The sequence below is a fragment of the Thermoactinomyces sp. CICC 10521 genome, from assembly GCF_016055135.1.
GTDB lineage: Bacteria > Bacillota > Bacilli > Thermoactinomycetales > Thermoactinomycetaceae > Thermoactinomyces_A > Thermoactinomyces_A daqus.
Genome location: NZ_JAECVZ010000012.1, coordinates 82,099 through 96,547, shown reverse-complemented (window position 1 = coordinate 96,547; position 14,449 = coordinate 82,099). Strand labels below are relative to the sequence as shown.

Genomic DNA, 14,449 nt, shown 5'->3' with positions numbered 1-14,449 from the left:
CTCAGCAGTCCATTTTCGCCGCCCCATAAAAAACGACCCCTTTCTTGCTTCCTTCCATTATACTTTATCTTTCGTCTGGAAGCGTATGGGGTCATTATAGTTTTTATGGTGGGGTGAAGCCAGCCGATGTAAAAAAGATGTTCAAATGGGTGCATCACAAAACGGGTCGGTTTCGGGCAACTCAGTCGCTATTCAGTTAAAAACCAAATCCTCCGCCGATAAAGACGAAGATGGTAGCGATCACCAAGAGAAAGATTAAAAGACTTCTCCAACCGAATCCAAAACCGAAGCAGCTTCCGCCGAAACCACCAAAACAACTAAATCCCATTTTTCCACCTCCCAGATCAAAGTCTGTATATCCTATTCGCGGATAAAGAAAGGGAAAGTGCTTTTATCCTATCTGCATTAATCTTCTTAGGTCGTCTTTCTATCTTGACATGAATAATGTCTGAAAAGAAGTTCATCATACATACCAGTTGATTGAATAATTCTTGCTCAACAAAAGAGTCATCCTCTGGGTGGTTCTTTTGTTTATTGCGAGCAAAAAAACCATCCTTAAGGACGGCTGATGAACATCAAGGGGCTCATTAAAAATCTTTGTATCACCGTTACCGATGACCTAATTTCATCATATGATGTTTTCGACAAAAGGGGATAACAGCGCTTTTGAAAATAGGACTGGAAGCCAACCTTGTTCGTTAGGCCCAAGCCCTGTCATCATCCTCCACACTCAATATAATGAAGGGAAGATCATTCAGGAAAGGATGAGTAACTAATGGATCAACTAACGCCTTTTGATTCACATCTCTTCATTGTACTAAATAAAGGATTGAGTTATAGATCGCAGAGGATGGTGAGAAAGTGTACAACTTAAAAATATGTTCTGTAGTAGATGGGGAAAATCTTTATGAACGGTGGATTCCAAGTGAGATCATTCCAAGAGAAGAAGAGTATATTGGTATCTTTGAAAATGATGGGGCTTCTGTATTCAAAGTGATGAGAGTGCTCTATGCTTTTCATCCTGAAAAATCGCCAAAGGACCATTATGTAACGATTAAAGTACAACCCGTTAAGATCAATGACCAAGATGGGTTAAAAGTATCAACTAGCCATAAAGAGTTATTAAACAAATATAAGCAATTAGCACAAAAAACAAGAAAACAAAAAGTGAGTACCCAGTAGGGTGCTTTTTTAATAAAGACAAATCCGTGTAGCGCAACTACAACATCATTACCGATGACTATGTAGCTTGACCACATTTTGACCACATCCAGCCCAAAGATCCCTGATAGCATCATAAAGCGGCGTTTCCCTTGGTACTCTAGCGTTTTCTAATGCCATCTACTTACCTCAAGTGTGTGGTCAAAATGTGGTCAAACGGCCATTTTGGACCCGATTCCATTTCCTTACAAACGCGAAAACCCCCGGAATGCCGAGGGTTTGGTTGGTGGAGCATAGCGGGCTCGAACCGCTGACCTCTACACTGCCAGTGTAAGGCGATGGGGAAAATAAGGGGAAATAAGAGATAAAAGGCTAGATAAATCAAGAGTTTAAGTAATATCAAGAAACTAGAAAAAAATGCAGTTCGTTTGCAGCTATGTTTGCAATTATGTTTGCAGTTTTGTCTGATGTGTTTGCATGCGGTAGCTCTTTTCTTTGATGTAATTTCAAGAGCACATACGATATAAAACTGCTATTTCATTATTCCGTTCAAGGGATCAGGACTATGGCAGTTTTCAAGAATGTTAACAAGTTCATTTTGTTTTTCTTCCATTTTCTCGTAATGTTCCATGATCTTCTTAATATAGTCCCTGAATTTATCCATCTTACCACTCACTTGCTTACCGGTACGATGAATTCACCCACACTTGACATGGAGCCTCTACAGGCATGATTTTTTTACGAAGCGGCCACCATCAAGTAGGCGCAATGGCACGCCTATCATGCCCGTCTCTCCATGTAAAGTGCTAATTATTTTGCTAAAAACTGGGAATTCGCGTCAGAGGAAACAGTCTTCATAAAAATGAACTGGATGGTCATAGGATATCACCGTGTAACCAAACAAAAGGAGTGGATTTTATGGAACGCAAGCCGCCGATTCATCCTATGCCTCCGATGTTATATCCCTGTACCTCCCATGTTTCACTATCCACATCATTACCCGAAACACCATCACAAAAAAATTCATCATCATTCCTTATACAAAACGTACCGACACAGCAAAAAAGCCACGAAGATCTTAAAGCATCTGTTGCACCACTGTCATTCCTGGGATCACTGGGACCATTCCTCCAGCAATTCGCATTGGCACGACAGTAGCTCTTCCTCCAACTCTCATTGGCACTATAGCAGTAGCTCCTCCTCTGGCTGTCATTGTCACAATACCAATTCCTAATTCGTCACACCTACCAAAAAACACATGAAAAGGAAGTGAACAAATTGCATTTTCGTTATCCTTATTCCCCCGATCTACATGCAATTTCAGTTGATCAGACAGAAAAGATGGAACCAGGAATCCGGGAACAAATGATCACGAAACATATGCACATTGCAGAAGAAGTCCGCCGGCCACATTCCTTAAAATGTGATCCCTATGTGCCATTACTATGAGTGAATAATTAATAATCCGTTCTTGTATATAAATCGTTGATAAAATCAGTAAAAGTTGTTCTTACGATTTTAACCCGATCCAAGTTAAGTTCTTTTCCATCAAAAATCTCTGAAAGAGTATCATCTGAAGAAAACCAAATGATAATCGGGTTTTCGTTACCTTGAGAATAATAAAAACAGTAACGTTCCAATGCTGAATCAAATCCGAAAGGCACGATCAATCCCCATTCCTTGTACTCTTCTTCGCCTACATACAATTCCTCTACCTCATCAACTATTTCCTCTAAATCAAAGAAGTCATCAAAATGATAGGGTTCATCATTAATAAGAATATGAGCATGTCCACTTTTGGGTCGGCTATATCGCTTGAACCAATTTTTATAATCCTGTGGAAAACGTATGCCAATTTTTGCTTCAACCTGAGCAAAATCCTCTAAAGCTATTTCTTCATCTCTTTTTATCCATTCTACCATGTAACAATCCCCCTTTTTTTTCAGCTTTTATATTGTTAATCTACGCGTTGTTCACCCCAAATTTTGTGTCCACCTGTATGTTTGAACGTATTATTCAAATCATAAGGTACTAAAACCATTTTACCCGTATCCTGATGATGATGCCATGTGAGCTTCGCGCTTTTATCTCTTCCGATCGATCCATCTCCTTTATCAATAGATTCAATCTGATCTTCTGTAAATCCTTCATTCCTTAATTCTTCTTTCCATCTATCCCCATATCGCTTTATATATCTTTCTTTTAGCAATATCGTTGCAAATCGAGTTTGGTCGCTACTTCTACCTACAATCGCATCAGATGGTAATTGGATTATAATAGGATTTCCGTCTTTATCTTTCTTTGCATAAGGCAGGAAATTTGGGAATCCCTCTTCATCATACCGAACCGTATATGTATTACCTTGTTTTGTTGTTTTAGTAATAGAACCTCTATAATAATATTTATTCCAAATTGTTCGCCCATCACTCGTTCTTATATAATGTTTCCCATCTTGTTCAAAGACAGAATAACTAAAATTCGGATTTCCTGGTCTTAGTCCTGAAGGTTTGCGAGGATGATTTATTTGTGGTTCATCATGAAAACAATTAGGAAACTGTATATTAGCAAAATACCCCTGTGGTTGCTGTTGATATGTAAAACAGTCGCTAACCTCTTTCCCCACCGGCTTTAACTTCGACACTAGCGGTAATTCATTTTTCTCAGCTGCCACTATTATTTTATTAAACACCTGAACAACTGCCTCAGGATCGAGGGCGATAAGACCAGCGGTAATGCTTACAACGGTAATGACCGAAGCGGCGACTTTATTCCCAAGGATCATCTTTCGTAATGTGGAAAGGGAGCCTCTCACTTTGGAGACAGTTTGCGGAATACGGAGTTTTTGCAATCCTCCCTGTACCCGGTTGATCCCTCTTCCGATTCGGCCCAATTGACCCATTTTAGAAGCTCTGCTCACCTTAGAGACTTTACTCAGCATAGCAACTTTACTCAATTTACCGAGTTTATCTACCCCTTTTGCCCCAACAAGGGAACCTACCACATATCCCGCCCATTCGGCCCTGCTGCTTGCATCTCCATTGATAACATCCCTTTTAAACGACTCGGAAATGAATTTCCATACGGCCTTTCCTGTTTCAACAGGGTGCGAGAAAGCCTCGATAATTCCTTCGATCGTTTTAATGGGATGAAGAATCATGTAGCCAATCCCTTTGACTGTATCCCTCAGACCTCTAAGTACTCCAACAGAAAAACTTGTTTTTACTACCTGAACCAAGAGAATAATCGCTAAGATGCCAGCCAGCCAATCACCTTTCTTAGCTTTTTCCCAAGCCCTGTGCTCAAGGTTTTCTACCCACTTCCGATTGTCGTAGAGTTTTTTCTTATACCAATTCAACGCATCTTTACAGGTGGCAGTAAACCGATCCCAAAGGCCGGGCTTGGTGTTCTTTGACGGAGCCGGATTGATCTGCGTTTCCTTCGTCGGTGCCGGGCCTTGTTGAACCTTTTCGAAATGATCATTCACGTGGGGAACGTTAAAGCTGCTCCCACTCGCAAAAGCTTGGCCACTCCCCAAAATACTTATGTCAACAAATGCGAAGAGAAAAACGATGATGAAGAGTTGAAAAACTTTACTTACATCAAATCTCCTCAAATTTCTCTCACCGTCCGGTTATGTATTTTTTATAGAAATATATTATGTCAAGCGGGAATTGATGGAAAGTGGGGTTCATTGCTTATCACAAAAAGTTCTAATCTCTTTATGGTGTTATCCATTCAGCAACAGAGAGTTTGTTAAATCTTTTCGTAAAATTCCTCCGTTGAGCAAATATCGTTGAAATGTCTTTCAGTTGTGCAAAAAAAACAGCCGAATTCTCCGTTCGGCTGCAAATCTTCAATCAATACAATTTACAACTCCCTTACAACCTCTTCATCCAACATCGCTTTGCGCTGCTTCCAGTCTGGCATCAAAGCAGCTAAGAAGCTGTAGAACTGATCGTCGTGATTCTTATGGACAAAGTGGATAAGTTCATGAAGGATCACATACTCAATACAGTATTTTGGCGCCTTGATCAATTCGAAGTTCAGCAAGATCGCGTTGGAATTCTTCAGACAAGATCCCCATCTGGCTTTCATAGTCCTGATTCGGATTTCCGGTTTGGACACCCCATATTTCTGAAGGGGTGGATACACTTTGTCCAGCGCCTCTTCAAACACTTCCGCCGTCTGCTTTCTCATCCACTCTTTGAAGAGAGATTCCTTTCTCTTCTCATTATTTTTGTCCCTAACATATAAGTATATATACCCGGGCATATATTTTACCTGCTCTAGGTCAGATTCGGCCACTTTGAGCCGATGTTGCCTGCCTAAATAACGGACAGACTCTCCACTTACTAACTCGATATCTCCCTGGTTCTCCGGTCGGGCATCCTCAAAATACCGCGAGTGTTTAAGAATCCAGGAGGCTTTTTCCTGAATAAAATTCTCAATAAAATCAATAGGAACCCGTTCATGAGCCGACACAACAACTGTTCCATCAGGTCTGACTGTGAGATTTACATGCTTGACATTCTTTCTCTTTAGTATAAACTCGATGATCTTCCCCCTATGCTTGATATGATGTATTTCAGCCATAAACATAACCACCCGTCAAAAACGTCTAAGTGCTACCGTTTTCACCGTTTCAATAATCTGATCGATTTGATCTAAATTCAGCTCCAGTTTATATTCTTTTCCAAAATCATACAACAGGTCATCTAAATCCTGTTCAATTCGCTTGTGTACTTCAATGTTGTAATGCCAGTCCACCTTGCTGTGCATTCTAATGATCTCTTCAATCTTTAAGGAAAGCTCACCAATTAGCTCTTCTTTCCCTGACAGCTCATGGGATTTCCCGATAATCTCCACCACTTCACCATAGAAAGCCTGGGCATGGGGATTTTGACGAATGTTAACAGGATAACGAATGCCGGAAGTGCCGGAACGAAAGTTTTTGAGAATCTCTTTCATTTTCTTTAGGTAATCCTTCTCACTGATCCTCTTTTCTTTGTACGCCTTCAGAACTGACTCGATTCGTTCGGAAAACTTCCGGTAGTAGGCCGGATTCTCATCATACTTCGTTTCAATCCGCTTCGATATCCGGGTCCTGATGGCATCGGCCTTTGCTCGAGGAGTTTTCAGGCGATCCAACTCTTCCTCAAACGCTTTCTCATCCATAATGTCGACAGGATTGGTGATGCGGATGATGTCTTCGGCGGATATGTATTGATCCATCAATTTCTGCATCTTTGGTTCAAACTCTTTGTGATCGATTGAATCGCTGTAGCGAAGTTTCACACTTCGCCGGAGTTCCTGATAAAATTTGAAATCATTCTTGTACCGCGTTAGTTCCTTATCTCCTAAAGCATTGTAAATTTGCTCAGAGGAAAGGGCAATTCCCAGATGCCTTCCAAAGCGACTGAGTGTGGCATAAAACTCCTCGCGCAAGCTCTCTTCTGCCAATAGAACTTCATATTCTTCGGAATCGGATTTGTTATGAACGTCTTTAAAAATATCTGACAGTCGAGAATGACCCTGCCGAAGATCCCCAATCACAGTCATTACATCATATAAAACGCCTTTTAGATCCTTTGGATCAAAGTTCTCCAGCCCTGCACCAGAGTACATTTCCAACGCTTCATCCAGCTTATCGAGGAGACCACGGTAATCAACAACCAGGCCATAGTCTTTTCCTTCATACAGTCGGTTGACACGGGCGATCGCTTGCAGAAGATTGTGCTCTTTCATAGGTTTATCGATATAGAGAACCGTAGCCCGCGGTGCATCAAAGCCAGTCAAGAGTTTATCCACCACAACCAGCAGATCAAGCTCATCACCGTCGACAAATTCACTTTTGATGGATTCCTCGTAGTTTTCCTCATCTCCGTATCGCTCCATCATCTTTTGCCAAAATCTTTGCACCAGATCCCTAGCACCCTCGTCAACCTCATGATGTCCTTCTCTCTGATCCGGAGGAGAAATTACCACGGCACAGTTCAAATCTCCTAGCTCTTCAAATGCATTTAAATAGCGAATCGCCTCTACCCTGCTATTGGCCGCCAGCATAGCTTTATAAGGTGAACCCTGCAACTTATAGTTGTCTAAGAAGTGCTTGTTGATATCAAAGGCGATCATGTTGATTCGTTGATCAGACGATGCGATTCGTTCAAACTGGCTCCATTTTCGCATCACTTCTTCCTTTTGCTTAGGCGTGAGGTTGCGAGTGATCATCTCTAGCCGGTTGTCAATGGCCTTCCTGTTGACCGTCTGTTCTACCATCTTTCCCTCATAGAGCAGCGGTACAATCGCCTTGTCCTCTATCCCGTCTGCAATCGTGTAAGTGTGGATCAGTTTGCCAAACTTGACCATTGTGTTCTTTTCTTTTTTCATCAGTGGAGTCCCAGTAAAGCCGAGGTAACACGCATTTGGGAACACCTTGCGCATTCTAAGATGCAACTCTCCATATTGAGTTCGATGTGACTCATCCACCAGCAGGAAAATATCTCTAGATGTTACTGGCTCCTGATGATCCGCGGCCTGCTTGAACTTATGTACTAACGTGGTCATCACTTTTATGTTGGGATCGTTGATCAGCTTGACCAGGTGTTTGCCCGACCTCGCCCGGCTCGCACTAGTCCGGGTATAACGGAATGTACGGTGAATCTGTTTGTCCAGATCCACACGGTCGGTGACGACCACTACCTTGGGAGAACCATCGGCTAGATCGGACAGAAGCACCCGAGCCAGCATTACCATGGTGAGCGACTTGCCGGACCCTTGCGTGTGCCAGATCACCCCACCCTCGCGGTTTCCATTCTCATCCGACTGGCTCACCGTTTTCATGATCTCCTTAATGGCAAAGTATTGCTGATAACGGGCGATTTTTTTGACATCCTTATCATACAGGGTGAAAAAACGAGTCAGTTCCAGCAACCGCTGTGGGTGAAACAGGGAGATGATGGTACGATCCTGATTGGTGGGCACTCGATCCTGCACAGCGTGGTTCAGTTGCTCCTCCAACCACGTTGTATGTTCCTCTTTCCAGACAGACCAGAACATTGCCGGGGTGCCGCACGTAGCGTATTTGCTTTCATTCTTGTTGGTGGCCATCACAATCTGCACGAACTTGAACAGATCAGGAATATATCCTTTCCCTTGGTTGCGGATGATCTGACTGATCCCTTCTTTAACGGAGATCGATGACTTCTTGCACTCAATCACTGCAAAAGGGATACCGTTAACAAACAGGACCAAGTCTGGCCGAATCGTTCCTTGCCCATCCTCCCGCTCCATCACAAACTCTTCCGTTACGTGAAAAATATTGTTCTCCACTCGATCCCAGTCGATGAAGCGGAAGGGAAACGATCGACGCGAGCCATCCGGCAGCATTTCGGTATAATTCTTTCCCGACAGCAGTAGTTCATAGATTTTCTCGCTGGTTTTCACCAACCCGTGAATGCGCGGCTCGTCCAGATCATGGATCGCCTGTCGGATGTTCGCATCACTAAACTGGTAAACCTTCCCCTTATATTGGTAGCAGTTCAGCTTTTTCAGCCGATCTTCCATGACCTTCCGAAGGAGAACCAGATGCCATCCACCTCGTAATGCTTGCGCCTGTTTTGGAGAAAGATATTCATACCCCAACTTTTTAAGCACTTCGATTGCCGGTTGCTGACTAACGAATCGCTCCCCGTTGTCTTTCTCTCTGACCACATTGATCCCTCCGGATATGATGTTCCTTCTCATGTCTATGGAACAAGAGAATTTTCAGCATTCACTCTTTCCAGTTCGTGCACCCTAACCATTCCGGTAAGCAACAACTGCATCAGGCCTTTTTTCTGTTGTTTCAGGTATTTTATCTCTTTTTCAAGGAGATGGATTTCTGTATCTGCACACCTCAAAATCTCTGCTATTGCTTTTTGTTCATTTATATCCCTCGGAATTTTAACTTTGATTACTTTGAAGTTCTCGTATTTTAGGTTGAGATTGTCATCAACCAACCCTTGTGAATATCTTCTGAACAAATTAATAATCAAAGGCAACTTGAATAGATAACCAATAAAACCAGCATCAACTTTATCGGTTGGTTTAAGGATGGTATAGGCCGGACTAACAATCCCCTCATATTTGGAGACCCCAGATACTCCTTGCCACATCCTCATCGTGTTGTATCCAATATCTCCTGGCAAAATCCTCTTATACTTGCTTTTGTCCTCACTTGACGTATCTTTAATATCAACTTCGCTCCGTCTGACCACACCTTTACCAGAAGTGATTGCAAGTAACTCAAGGTGACTGTAACCAATCTCTTTTCGTTCTTTTAATAAATCTCCCAGCCTCACTTGTTCCCAGTCAGATGTGTATCCAGGGAGTCTCATTTTCCCCGTCAGCAAAAGCTGCATCAAGCCTTTTTTTCGTAGCTTTTTCTGCCCGATTAACCTTTCCTTAAGATCGATAAATCTATCCCAAACAGTCAATACTTGTGCAATTTCTTGTTGTTCATTTAAATCAGGTAAAGAAATATTTATATTACTTATTATGGATAGATTCAAACCTCCCCTACCACCATCTCCGGCAGATAACCTCCGTAACTCTAAATATTTGTTGTCTAGATAATGAAACAAGAACTCATAATTGACTAGTTTGTTTGGAATGATAGCTGCCAGTGATTGATTGGTACACAACTCAATCTTATTTATGGCAACCTTCCCTCTCGTTTTACCTTGGCCAGCAAGAGCAACCAAAACTGAATTTTTCGGAAGCAATTTTGTGCTAGTGTTTTCATATCCTTTTTGCGTGATAAATTTCTCAGTGCTATGAATAAATCTTTTATTTATTTCCCCTGAGCTCATCCACGGAATATTTCCATTCCAGTATTCCAATACATCGGTTTTCGGAGTAGCACCTGCAACGATATCAACACTGATATCTTTAATTTTTAAGACACTCCATTCCTCTGGAATCACCCCCAGCTTCGTGCGCTTGTACCCAACAGGAACTTCTCCCAGTCGAATTTGCTTGATCCGTTCCTTAATTTCCGATCTCATTGCGTCTCCTCCTGAAAACAAGCTCTCAAATACCTCGGGATATCAAGGCGTTTTTCCTGTTCTCTCTTCCAGTTTCCCATATACTCTGAATCGACGACCACCCTGAATTGTTTGACGGAAATACCTCAGATCCCGTTTGTTGTTAAGCCCCTGGCAGTCTACCACCAGTTCATATTACAACAGAACTACTTCGCTCTTTCGCAGTTCTTCTTGTCCGCATAACAGCCCGATCGATTTCTTCTTTTCTTTCCATAATAATGTTTACGATCTTCTCGATTTTGTCCAGCATGAACTGGAAAGCCACAGTTGGTGGGTCCTTTGGCTTCCATTTCCTTTGAACAGGTACTTAATGTAAATTTGATATTCCCAAAATCCATCGTGATTGAATAAGCCCCAAGTCCCCTAGCTCAATAATTGCCGGCCTAACCTTCACTGATCAGGAAGGAGCATAACACCGAAATAAAAGTCTGCTTTCCGTACTGCACCACCGGTGTATCTATCCTACAGTCCCAGCTGTTCTAAGTATCTCGCCATCTGTACTTCTACTTCCCGAAGCTCCTGCTGGATCTGGGCGATGTTTTTTTTCACAGCATCCAGATCGACTAGCTCTTTTTCTTCAAATGTGTCCACGTAGCGCGGAATATTGAGATTATAGTTGTTCTCCTCGATCTCCTCGCGAGTAGCGACGTAGGCGTACTTATCGACGGTCTGGTACTTTTCGTACGTCTCCACAATTTTTTGGATATCCTGCTCCCGCAAGCGATTCTGATTTTTACCTTTTTCGTAATGTTCTTTTCCAGAGGCGTCGATGAACAGCACATCAGTGCGCGTTCGGTTCTTTTTGAAGACCAGGACGCAAGCTGGAATGCCTGTACCATAAAATAACCCTTCAGGCAGGCCGATCACCGCGTCAAGCAAATTGTGTTTGATAATCTCTTTCCGGATCTTTGCTTCACTGGCTCCACGGAATAATACGCCGTGTGGGAGGACCACTGCCATTCGACCATTTTCGGCTAATGAATGAAGCATATGCAACACAAAGGCATAATCACCCTTAGAAGACGGAGGAACACCCCATTCGAAGCGTTTGTACGGGTCCAGATGACTTTCCATCTTGAATTTCTTGTCACTTGCCTGGCCATGACCAGCAAAACCCATCGCCCATTTATCTAATGAAAATGGAGGATTAGCGACGATCACTTGGAATTTCATGAGTTTGTCGTCTTCCGTGTGAGCTGGGTTGGAAAGTGTGTCCCCCCACTCAATCCGGGCATCATCGATCTTATGCAGAAACATGTTCATCCGACACAGTGCGTAGGTTTGTCCGTTGCGCTCCTGCCCATAGATCGCCACCTTCCGGCTGGGTACCTGGTTGACCACCCTAATGAGCAACGATCCGGAACCGCAGGTCGGATCATAAATCCGGTCATTTTCCTGTGGCTTAACCAACCTGGCCAACAGTTCTGAGACCATTGCCGGCGTGAAGAACTCGCCACCTTTCTTACCCGCGTCGCTTGCAAATTTCTCAATCATATACTGATAGGCATTACCGATGATGTCTTCGTCTTCCAATCGGGATGGGCGAAGATCAAGTGATTCGAAATCTTCTAGTAAGTGCTTCAACATGGCGTTCCGTTCTTTCGTTTTTCCTAGAGCAAACTCGGAATTGAAATCAATGTTACGAAACACTTCTTTTAACTTACCGGCATTGATCTCTTCAAGCTTTTCCAATGCTTTGTTGATAATAGACCCGATCTTGAGGTCATTCCTATTTTTATATAAGTAATCAAACGTGCAAATTTTCTCCAGGACGAACGGCTCCCGGCTGAGAGCACGTTTAATCCGTTCTTGGTCATTGTCGTACTTTTCCTCAAGCTCCTCGACTTTCTCTTTATAAGCGTCACTTAGATACTTGACGAACAACATCACCAAGATGTAGTCCTTGTAAACACCCGAATCTACCTTGCCGCGAAAGGTGTCACACGCATCCCAGAGAACCTGGTTGATTTTCTGCTGAGTGGTTTTTTCATTCATCTCTCTTTCCTCCTCTGAATGTCACGCATCATTTGTCGAGTCATAGCCGCCATAAATTGTTCCCTCTCCCTGATGAGCCGCTGGTAAAGCTGCTTTTCTTTCCAGATCAGCTTGGCAAGCTCGACAATCGCTTTCTGTTTACCCAGTGGCAATTCGGGAATGACAATCTGCTCAAGCGTGCGTTTATTGGTAACAGGCATCATAGTGCCCGATTGAAAGCGGAGTAAATGGTTTTTCACTTCTTCCGAATTGAGGTACCATGCTAAAAATTCCGGTAAAACGCTCTGATCCGAAATTCTTATGACTGCAAACATTGAAGGAACTAATAAACCCGCGTGTTCTTCGCCAATAAACACTGCTGTATTGGGATAGTTGAGCCGAAACAATACATCATCTGGTTCAGTAAAATACTGCTGATCCAATTTTTCGTGACTATGAAAGAGCTCAAACGGTTCGTCATTAAAAAAGCCGTCGCTATCTATGTTTTTCAATGTAATGGTTGGGTATGTAGCCTTGATATGAAATTCAAACTCAGCTTTTTTTCGAGTAAGAACCAGCCCCGTCTTGAATTGTGCAATATCACCAAGCCGCATCATCACCATACCTTTTGTCAAATATGAAATTTGACATTTGATCAGATAGAATTAAATATATCCTTCTTTAATCTATTAGTCAATGGTGTTTGGTTATCTGTCAGAAGGACTGAATGAGAGTAAACCATCCTTAAATTATAAAACTATAGCGCTGCAACTAGAATGCAGCGCTATAGACACGATTAATATGGGATACTCAAAGATTTTTGGAGATAAAGTCTCCAAAGAGCGATGGACATTTTGAAACCAGTTCTCGAGTGGCCACGATAGCTTGCATTCTCCTCTTACCGACCCCTTGATATTCTAGAAAGCTGAGGATTTGGTTCTAGTTTGGTTCCTTGTTTATGTATGATTCCGTGACGATCAGGTGCATTCATCCAATCGCACCCTTATCTTTGACTTTGCCACTCCCTTCGCAGAATGCCGAAGCAGGCAAGATCATCAAATCTTGCCCATCGACAGGCATGTTGACGCAATATTCCTTCTCTTTTCATTCCCAGTTTTTCTAATACTCTCATCGAAGCAGGATTTCGGGTTAACGCGCAGCCCTCTATTTTATTGAGAGCGAGTTCTTCAAAGCCAAAGCGGATCATTTCTGCCGCCGCTTCTGATGCATAGCCTTGCCCCCAAAAATCTTTCCCGATCCAATAACCCACTTCTCCACGATGTGCTTCTTTCGTAACCTGTAAAGCCACCGCACCAATGAGCAACTTTGATTCCTTTAAGCAAATGGCCAGAGTATACAAATTCCCCTCTTTAAAACCTTGTTTATGTGAATGAATCCATTCCACCGCCATTTCCAAGGAGTAGGGATGAGGAATCGTGGCGGTCGTATTGGCTACTTCCCACTCGCCTGCCAATTTTTGAACCCGTTCGGCATCGTCCATACTAAAAGGACGCAACATCAATCGCTTGGTGTGGAATGACACCATCGGTATCGATCACCTTTCTCCTTTTTCTCAAATCAAAAAGGACCACGTTACTCACTACTTGGATCGCGGTTCCTTTCACAATCAGAGCAGACCCGTCCGGAATTGCATAAATCGGTTGGACTTTTGCAAGGGGAATCAGTTCAGAATCGATCCGGGGCCTGTAATGAACTTCAATCATTTCCGGAAACAGACCGAGCCCCCGTCTCAAAAATGTTTCGGGATAATCGTCATCTTTCGTGATGAGGCACTGCTCACATAAGGCCAGGGCTCCCGCGCTATACCCAATGATGATCCCGTTAAACGCTTGAAAAGCCGGAAGCAGCTTCAAACGATCGATTTGATCCAAAAGACGGTCAGGCCGGCCTCCCGTCAAAAAGAGAATGTCGGCTGAATCGATCTTCTGTTTCATATTCTGAGTGTTGTCTTCGTTCATGAGTTCAAACTCTTTTACACCTAAAAGTGAATAGTGGTTCTTTACTTGATCAAACCACTTCTCAACTTTTTGTGGTTCAGCAGCAAACGGGATGATCAGCATTCTCTCTTTACCTCGGAGGATCGGAGCAATCGCAGCGTTGACAGAATCTAGTTCTGAAGTGTTGTGCCGGCCACCGCCTATAAGAATAAGGATTTGATTCAAGCAGATTCCCCCTGGTTTCATTCATTTTTGAATACGGAAAATGAACTC

The 14,449-nt window shown here is 42.9% G+C and carries 11 protein-coding genes; 1 reads left to right on the top strand and 10 read right to left on the bottom strand.

The annotated features are described in order from the left end of the window. Nucleotides 1-196: 196 nt before the first annotated feature. Nucleotides 197-328, bottom strand: coding sequence for a sporulation protein YjcZ (locus tag I8U17_RS10480; RefSeq protein WP_198059368.1), 132 nt, complete (start codon nucleotides 326-328; stop codon nucleotides 197-199). A 533-nt stretch (nucleotides 329-861) separates the two neighbouring features. Here I8U17_RS10480 and I8U17_RS10475 point away from each other — a divergent pair. Further along, a complete protein-coding gene (locus I8U17_RS10475) occupies nucleotides 862-1,182 on the top strand; it encodes a hypothetical protein (protein WP_198059367.1) in 321 nt (106 codons plus the stop codon). Nucleotides 1,183-2,618: 1,436 nt separating this feature from the next. On the opposite strand, the gene I8U17_RS10470 is transcribed toward I8U17_RS10475, so the two are convergent. The 9 genes from I8U17_RS10470 to I8U17_RS10430 all read right to left on the bottom strand — a co-directional run bounded on the left by I8U17_RS10470 (nucleotide 2,619) and on the right by I8U17_RS10430 (nucleotide 14,401). Continuing rightward, nucleotides 2,619-3,083 (bottom strand): SMI1/KNR4 family protein, encoded by a 465-nt coding sequence (locus I8U17_RS10470; protein WP_198059366.1) that lies wholly within the window; start codon nucleotides 3,081-3,083, stop codon nucleotides 2,619-2,621. A gap of 35 nt (nucleotides 3,084-3,118) precedes the next feature. Next, nucleotides 3,119-4,774 carry an HNH endonuclease gene (locus I8U17_RS10465; protein ID WP_198059365.1) on the bottom strand — a complete coding sequence of 552 codons (1,656 nt, stop codon included), beginning with the start codon at nucleotides 4,772-4,774 and terminating at the stop codon, nucleotides 3,119-3,121. Nucleotides 4,775-5,028: 254 nt separating this feature from the next. Next, a complete protein-coding gene (locus I8U17_RS10460; protein WP_232331022.1) occupies nucleotides 5,029-5,760 on the bottom strand; it encodes a M48 family metallopeptidase in 732 nt (243 codons plus the stop codon). A 9-nt stretch (nucleotides 5,761-5,769) separates the two neighbouring features. Beyond that, on the bottom strand, nucleotides 5,770-8,871 hold the full coding sequence (locus tag I8U17_RS10455) for a type I restriction endonuclease subunit R (protein ID WP_198059364.1): 3,102 nt from the start codon (nucleotides 8,869-8,871) through the stop codon (nucleotides 5,770-5,772). Nucleotides 8,872-8,906: 35 nt separating this feature from the next. Then, nucleotides 8,907-10,205 (bottom strand): restriction endonuclease subunit S, encoded by a 1,299-nt coding sequence (locus tag I8U17_RS10450; RefSeq protein ID WP_198059363.1) that lies wholly within the window; start codon nucleotides 10,203-10,205, stop codon nucleotides 8,907-8,909. A 501-nt stretch (nucleotides 10,206-10,706) separates the two neighbouring features. Beyond that, nucleotides 10,707-12,239, bottom strand: a complete 1,533-nt coding sequence (locus I8U17_RS10445) for a type I restriction-modification system subunit M (protein WP_198059362.1) — start codon at nucleotides 12,237-12,239, stop codon at nucleotides 10,707-10,709. After that, complete coding sequence (locus I8U17_RS10440) at nucleotides 12,236-12,835, bottom strand: restriction endonuclease subunit S (protein WP_232331020.1); 600 nt, start codon at nucleotides 12,833-12,835, stop codon at nucleotides 12,236-12,238. Before I8U17_RS10440 ends, I8U17_RS10445 begins: the two co-directional genes overlap by 4 nt. A 386-nt stretch (nucleotides 12,836-13,221) precedes the next feature. After that, nucleotides 13,222-13,764: a GNAT family N-acetyltransferase gene (locus I8U17_RS10435; protein WP_198059361.1), complete on the bottom strand. Its 543-nt coding sequence runs from the start codon at nucleotides 13,762-13,764 to the stop codon at nucleotides 13,222-13,224. Continuing rightward, a complete protein-coding gene (locus I8U17_RS10430; RefSeq protein WP_198059360.1) occupies nucleotides 13,721-14,401 on the bottom strand; it encodes a Type 1 glutamine amidotransferase-like domain-containing protein in 681 nt (226 codons plus the stop codon). Before I8U17_RS10430 ends, I8U17_RS10435 begins: the two co-directional genes overlap by 44 nt. Nucleotides 14,402-14,449 lie beyond the last annotated feature (48 nt).

Bases quoted from the DNA above. Each gene is read 5' to 3' on its own strand.
- I8U17_RS10470 (WP_198059366.1), bottom strand. From the start codon at position 3,083: ATGGTAGAATGGATAAAAAGAGATGAAGAAATAGCTTTAGAGGATTTT.
- I8U17_RS10460 (WP_232331022.1), bottom strand. From the start codon at position 5,760: ATGTTTATGGCTGAAATACATCATATCAAGCATAGGGGGAAGATCATC.
- I8U17_RS10445 (WP_198059362.1), bottom strand. From the start codon at position 12,239: ATGAATGAAAAAACCACTCAGCAGAAAATCAACCAGGTTCTCTGGGAT.
- I8U17_RS10450 (WP_198059363.1), bottom strand. From the start codon at position 10,205: ATGAGATCGGAAATTAAGGAACGGATCAAGCAAATTCGACTGGGAGAA.
- I8U17_RS10440 (WP_232331020.1), bottom strand. From the start codon at position 12,835: ATGATGCGGCTTGGTGATATTGCACAATTCAAGACGGGGCTGGTTCTT.
- I8U17_RS10480 (WP_198059368.1), bottom strand. From the start codon at position 328: ATGGGATTTAGTTGTTTTGGTGGTTTCGGCGGAAGCTGCTTCGGTTTT.
- I8U17_RS10435 (WP_198059361.1), bottom strand. From the start codon at position 13,764: ATGGTGTCATTCCACACCAAGCGATTGATGTTGCGTCCTTTTAGTATG.